Annotated in this window: 4 protein-coding genes; 1 reads left to right on the top strand and 3 read right to left on the bottom strand. The window is 59.4% G+C overall.

Annotated features, from left to right (window positions below; all coding sequences use genetic code 11):
• Nucleotides 1-454 precede the first annotated feature (454 nt).
• Nucleotides 455-2,140: an HsdM family class I SAM-dependent methyltransferase gene (locus JTN19_RS13215; protein WP_206933564.1), complete on the top strand. Its 1,686-nt coding sequence runs from the start codon at nucleotides 455-457 to the stop codon at nucleotides 2,138-2,140.
• 1 nt (nucleotide 2,141) lies between these two features.
• Here the strand turns inward: JTN19_RS13215 and JTN19_RS13210 are convergent, their stop codons facing one another.
• Genes JTN19_RS13210 through JTN19_RS13200 form a run of 3 tightly spaced genes read right to left on the bottom strand, consistent with a single transcriptional unit; the run spans nucleotide 2,142 to nucleotide 6,204 of the window.
• On the bottom strand, nucleotides 2,142-2,828 hold the full coding sequence (locus tag JTN19_RS13210; protein ID WP_206933553.1) for a hypothetical protein: 687 nt from the start codon (nucleotides 2,826-2,828) through the stop codon (nucleotides 2,142-2,144).
• Nucleotides 2,825-3,922 carry a hypothetical protein gene (locus tag JTN19_RS13205; RefSeq protein WP_206933551.1) on the bottom strand — a complete coding sequence of 366 codons (1,098 nt, stop codon included), beginning with the start codon at nucleotides 3,920-3,922 and terminating at the stop codon, nucleotides 2,825-2,827. Before JTN19_RS13205 ends, JTN19_RS13210 begins: the two co-directional genes overlap by 4 nt.
• A gap of 20 nt (nucleotides 3,923-3,942) precedes the next feature.
• Entirely contained in the window at nucleotides 3,943-6,204 is a 2,262-nt protein-coding gene (locus JTN19_RS13200) for an ATP-binding protein (protein WP_206933544.1), read from the bottom strand.
• Nucleotides 6,205-6,432: the final 228 nt, after the last annotated feature.

The raw sequence follows: 6,432 nt of genomic DNA, 5'->3' as shown, positions 1-6,432 counted from the left end.
TGCTGCGCCTGACCCTCTTGGCGCCGACTATTGTCGAACAAATCTTGGACGGTCGGCACCCCGGGGGGATGATGCTTTCGCGGCTGATGCAGCCGTTCGCAGTGGGGTGGTTGGACCAGAACAAGGCTAGCTATTTCGACGCAGTCGGCGCGCTCGCCGGTTCTGCGCCGAAGCCGCAATTCACCGAGTTCGGGCGCCGGTCGAAAGGCAGGCAAACTAAGGGGATGCCGGGTCCACTTGCAGTCTGTCTTGACCCACTCTATCAGCCCACCAACGGAGTAGGGACTGCTGGAGCACTGCCCAAGCACGCGCAATCCAAGGATATGGCCCTGGCTGTCGGCACAAGCATAAAAATTCCTACGAAGTGCGGAGTTACGCTAGATTTTCCAGGGGACGATTCCCGGCTCCGGGGCGAGCAATCCACCGGTCGCGGTAACACTCTGAGGACTTCGGTTTGAGCGTCGCTTCCGCCATCAAGAATGATCGTCTTCTTGAAGACCGCCGCAAGCTGGGCGCGTTCTATACGCCCGAACGCCTAAGTCAAATTCTCGCCGACTGGGTCATCCGCTCACCGTCGGACACGATCCTTGAGCCGAGTTTTGGAGGCTGCGGCTTCCTCCAGGCGGCGCGAAATCGTCTTTTTGCCCTGGGACGCGCCGATCCGAGACCGCAGATCTTCGGCTGCGATATCGATCCGGTCGCCTTCGAATATCTCGCGAACACCCTCGGGGCGCCTGTCGACTTGATGCGCTTCGTTCAGTCCGACTTCCTTGCCATCGAGCCTGGCGGGTCGTGGCCAAAGGCCTTCTCGGGGATTGTCGCCAACCCACCCTATATTCCTTACCAAGCACTGGAAACAAAGCAAAGAACCGATCTTTCAAGGCGGAAATGGCGCATCGATGGCGTTGGAGGCCGAGCGAGCCTGTGGGCCTATTTCATTGCTCACGCCGTGTCCTTTCTCGAACCCGGTGGGCGAATGGCCTGGGTCCTGCCCGGGGCGTTTTTGCAGGCCGACTATGCCAGGCCGATCCGCGACTACCTGTCCGCGTCCTTCGGGCGCACCGCCGCCATCGTCCTGCGAGAGCGGATTTTCCTCGACGCCGGGACGGACGAGGAGACTGTTATCCTGTTGGCTGATGGTTATCTCGCGGCACGTGCGCCGTCGCCGATACAGTTGGCAGAGGCCTCCACTCTGCCAGACCTCGTGCGGCTAATCTCAAACTGGGACATGGGAAGCTGGGCCGCCGGCCAGACCGAGGCGCGACCAGCGTCACTCAGTCTCACGGCGAACGAGAGGACTGTGTTGGAGGCTCTCGACAACCGCTCTGATTGTATCGCCTTCGGTACTATTGCCTCAGTGCAGATCGGACTAGTCACCGGCGACAACAAGTTTTTCATCCTCAGCCGGGACGGGCTGGAAAGGGCCGGGCTGTCGGATTCTGACTGCACACCGATCCTGGCCAAATTCATCTCCGCTCAGGGGCTATCCTACACTCTCTTGGATCACGATCGCGTTTCAGGCGAAGGGGGGCGAACCTACCTCGTTGGGCGCCCCTCGGGCGAACGCTCGGCAGCGTTAATGGCGTATCACGAAACGTTCGGCGACATCCGGCGGATGGCCACCAGCACCTTCAGCAAACGTAGGATCTGGTGGCAGCCGAATGACGGAAAGGTGCCGGACGCGTTTTTCCCGGTCATGCACCACCATGGGCCTCGGCTGGTGCTTAATCCGGATGGGATGACCAATACAAACACGATTCATCGTGTCTATTTTCGTGACAAGGCCTCGCAGCCAAAGCGAAAGCTGATCGCCTTGTCCCTGCTGACAACTTTCGCCCAGGTTTCGGCCGAGATGGTGGGGCGTCGCTATGGCTCCGGCGTTTTGAAGCATGAGCCGCGGGAGGCGGAGCGCATCCGCATCCTTATGCCGGCCGGAATTGCCGCGCCGACGATTAATCGTGCCTTCGAGCGCGTGAACAGACTGCTGAGAAATGGGGATCGGGACGCGGCGACCGCTGCGGCTGACGCACTGATCATGAAGGCTGCGGCGCTTGATGAGAGCGTCAACGTCGTGCTGTCAAAAATGCTGATCGACATCCGTCTGAGACGGAGGCCTTGGCCCCGGCTGGCGAGAGAGTAGTCTAAGCATCTCGCCAAGTGTTCCCCCACATCGTGTTGAGGGTCGTCGTCGCACTCTTCGAGAGAGACTGAATAAGCCGTTCGGCGTAATGATGATAGCACAGCTTTTGGAACACGGTGATCGCCCCACACCAGCCGGGATCGTCGCGCATCTCAATCCACTGGCTCTCGAAGAAGTTCGCGGCGACGACCTCGCTGAGGAGGGCCAACTCCATTGGCGGGTGACACCAGCGCGGCGTCTTAAGTGGGTGATCCAGATGGCCGGCGTCATGATGATGACCGCCATATTGAAGGTGGACCAGCGGGCCTGATTGTACGCCGCCGTTTCGGGCGTTGGCGACATCAAGGTGCCACCTGGAGACCGGATTGCCCTGGTCGTCATCGATCTCGAGAGCGAGATCGAGAGATGTAAAGGGCGGGGTTGTCCCTTCCGCTTGATCGACCCGAATACGCTTGGCGACGATGGTCGGCGTAATCGTGATGCCACTGCGATCGCGATGTTTGACGAAGCGGACCGGCTGGCCGCGATCGACTTCCGTGACCCAGGAGACCGCGCCCTTGGCGCGCTTAAGCTCGCTCGATACGCGCAGAAGGACGGCGAATCCCTCGGGCTCAAGGATGTTGTTCTCCAGAAGCTTGGTGGCAACTACGGTCAGAGCATCGCCGGCCACTGCCGCTGAGATCGTCATTCGGCCTTCCCGGCGGCCTCGCCGGGGCGGAGCTTCGTCCTCACTTCCACGGCAAGACTTGTGTCAGTTTCGTCGACCACGAGCGCCGGCGTCCTGTTCTGGTACTGGTCAGTTTGCACGCAATCCCAGCAGATGCGGCGGCGCTTGGCGAAGCGGGGAAGATAGGCCTCGAAGGCCGCCACAGAATGCTTCATCTCCGTTCCGCGCCGACAGGACGCGCATGCCAGGGCGACCAGTTCGTCGGCAGACTTGGTCCAGGGCGAAACCGCCGGCTCGAAGTTACCTCCGAACCGCTCCCGAAGCAGCTCGGCCCTTTTCGAGGCCGGCAACCCCGTTGCTCGTGTTCCGAAGATATTCTGCGCAAAGGCCTCGACGCGGTGGGTCCACCATCTAGGCCAAGCGTCGGAAAACAAGCCGCCGTACTCGGCTTTCGTTGCCTTCAGAAGCTCGGCTACTTCGGGTCCACTCCCTTGATCGACCCCAAAGTGGGCGCAGACCTCGGCTAAATCGATCAAAGGACCCGGCCGATCTATCACTTGGGAGAGAAGAAGCTTCGCCGCCAAGTGAGGTGCTTTGGCTTCTGTCAGGCGTAGGGTCAGTGCCTGGATGTCGATCGCAGGACGATCATCGTCGTCTGCGTTCATGAGCTCAGCGAGATCGTATCGACCGTTTTGGCCGCGCAGATGGTCATAGGCCATGCAGAGGCTCAGCAACTCGGCGCGGACAGCCGCGCGACGGGAATTAATCTCCTCCTTCACATAAACCCGGTCGAACAGGTCATGAGCCGTTTGGTCCGGTCGATATAAGGTGCGGATCTTAGCCTCGGCCGACACCAGGATAATGGCGAAATCACTTTCTGGCTTTTCTATCGATACGTCGCGCAAATGTTGAGCCAAAGCGCTGCCCTTGAACGTCTGGTTCGGCGCCAAGCCCGTGGGGACCTCGTCTAGCCTGTAATCCAATGCCACTAGCATCGGCGTCTTTTCACCAATCGCGCGCGCCAGTTCTGTAAGCTCCTGGATTTCCTGGAATTCGATGTCGAGCCGTCCCGGCGTCGACAGCTGTTCGGCGAAGACATCGTCCTGATCGTCCACGAAGACGCCACGATAAGTCATCACGACGCACTCTCCGCCAGAATTCGAAATTCAAGCCGACATGTATAACCTGGTGAGGGATCGGCGACCGCGGTCGTTCCCCCGTAACTCGCAGCGATGTCCGCCACTATCTTCAGGCCCAGACCGGTGCCGGGTCCCGCGATCCCGTCGTCATCGGCTGCCATGGTGGTCGTGTAGAAGGCATCGAAGACCCGTGACCAGGAGCCTTTGTCGATCCCCAGGCCATTGTCCTCGAAACCGATAACTAGGTGACGGCCGTCCGCGCGTGCGTCCATGCGCACACGCCTATCCGGAACCTTCGCCTGCCGCATGGATTTGATGGAGTTTGTTAGGAAGTTGAGCAGAACCGAATCCAGCTCGCTTGAATGCATTAGGGTAGTTCGGAGGGTTTGCGGCTGGACATCGATCTCGAAGGTCACCCCCTGCTTGCGCATGTAGTCCGAAAATTGTTGGCAGAACCGGCGTAGCGATCCAATGACGGACAAGGACCGCAATTCTCGGCTCTCTGTGCTCGACATCAAGCCTGCGATATAGCCACCGATGTCAAACAGACGATCCGAAACCGCCTGAAGTTGTCCATGCTGGCGCTCCAACCGCCCTCGAATGCCGTCTTCGGGAACATCGGCAATGGCGTCGTGCAGGAGCGCCAAGCGGGCAGACAAGGAGTCCTTCGCGCCTTTCACCTCATGCCCGAAGACACTGATTGAAAGGCCTAAGGAAGCTAGCAGTCGCAGCATCTCCTCATATTCCAAGGCGGCCGCGCGCGCTTTCTCAACCTCTTCCTCATATTCTGAGGCGACCGCCGCAGCTACTGCGAGGGCCTCTGGCACGCGACCCCCGCTACCCCCGCTGCCCTGCGGAGCGGTGCTAAGATCGTCCATCAGATCCTTCAGGAACTCCGACGGCTTGCGGGGCTGCGCCACGAAATCCTTCTGGCCCGCGTTCTGTTTGCGCTTGCGTACAGCAGCGACCCGCTTCGCAGCCCATTCGACTGCATTGCGGACGAAATGACAAAGCTGATCAAAGGCCTCGTTCTCGAGGAGGCCTTCGCGGCTGCTAGTTTCCTCAAACAGTGGGTTGTGGTCGCTGCTGAGCTCAACATGACCAAAAAAGTTTCGGTTGTTGCCTGGAACGAGGAGCGCACGGCGCGAGACGTCGATGTCAAGCCGAAGCCAGTCATCCGACGCTTGCCCATAAGGCAAGACCCGAAAGCCGTTGCGATAGACTCTCAGTCCACCAAATGTCCGCCCCATCGCTGCGGCTGCGTGTTGCGCCATTCCGGACAGCGTATCTGTCTCGTATATGAAATAATGTGCGGAAAGCTCGATCGGGCCGGTCGACAGATAGCGTTCCGTAAAGGCCTGGCGGTCGTCGACATTAAGTTTGGAGGATTGGACCCTGACCGTAGCGTTGCCATCTGCATCAATCGACGCGGTGATCGTTGCTATCGCTTGCGAAAGAAATGATTTCTCAATCGAGAATTCGCTCTTTTTGTCGTCTCGGGATGAACCGTTAATTACGACAGCGAAACCTGGATCCTGCGCGCCACCTGACATTTTCGCATTCTTGGCCGAGATCGGGAACGGCGGTTGCAGGAGCATAACCGAACGCCAAACGCGTGCGATCGCGCCCTCAGACCAAGCGTCCCTGAGATCGTCGATCTGGAGGACTGTGCCGGTATCGTCAGCTTCCTTCTCAAAGCGCTCGATACGGCTGAACACATCGTGCAAGTCCCGGCCAGGGCGAAACTCTTCGTCCCAGTTAAAGTAGACGTGAAACCCGAAGTCTAATCCTCGTGGCCTGGTCTCCAGGCGCAGCCGCCTTCCCAGGCGCTGGACTGAGAAGCGGCCGATTCCCTTGCGGCCGGCGCGAACGCGTCGATAGAGCGGCGATAATGGTTGGTCGATCTTGGCCGGAGTCGAAATCCGCATCCAGCTGGAGCGGATGACTTCGTCGTCCATGCCTGAACCGTCATCCGTAATGGTCAGCGAACCGCCGGGCTGATCCTGATTGCTGAACGTCAGCGTCACTGATGTTGCGTCGGCATCGAAGGCGTTCTTGATCAGCTCGGACAGCGCGGTGTCCTGCTTGCCCACCAGTTCGGCGCCGAGGCGCTGGATATGTCCGGCGTCGACGGTGAAGCGGACAGTATTTGGATCGCTGTCAACTTGGCCTCGGCTCGCGGTCTCGATGAAGGTCCAGTCAGGCGTGGGCTTTTGCAGCTCTCTCTCAATCAGTTCTCGAATCGTTTTCTCGACCACTTGCTGTGCTGCCTTTTGTGAAGACGATCGCATTTCATCCTATTGACAAACGCCTGATCAAGATAGTGCAGAGGTCGTCGCGCCGCATAGCGCCGGTGGTGGGCGACACCAGCAGCGGAAGACTGACGCACTGCTAGTCCAGCACCAACCCCTTTGGTCTCAAAGCATGAATTCGCGGCTGACCTTCCCTCCGATGGCCCCACGTTCAAGGCGAGAGCGTTCCGGGGA

Source organism: Roseococcus thiosulfatophilus (assembly GCF_017311575.1).
In the GTDB taxonomy this organism is placed as follows: Bacteria; Pseudomonadota; Alphaproteobacteria; order Acetobacterales; family Acetobacteraceae; genus Roseococcus; species Roseococcus thiosulfatophilus.
This window is presented reverse-complemented; position numbering and strand designations above follow the sequence as displayed.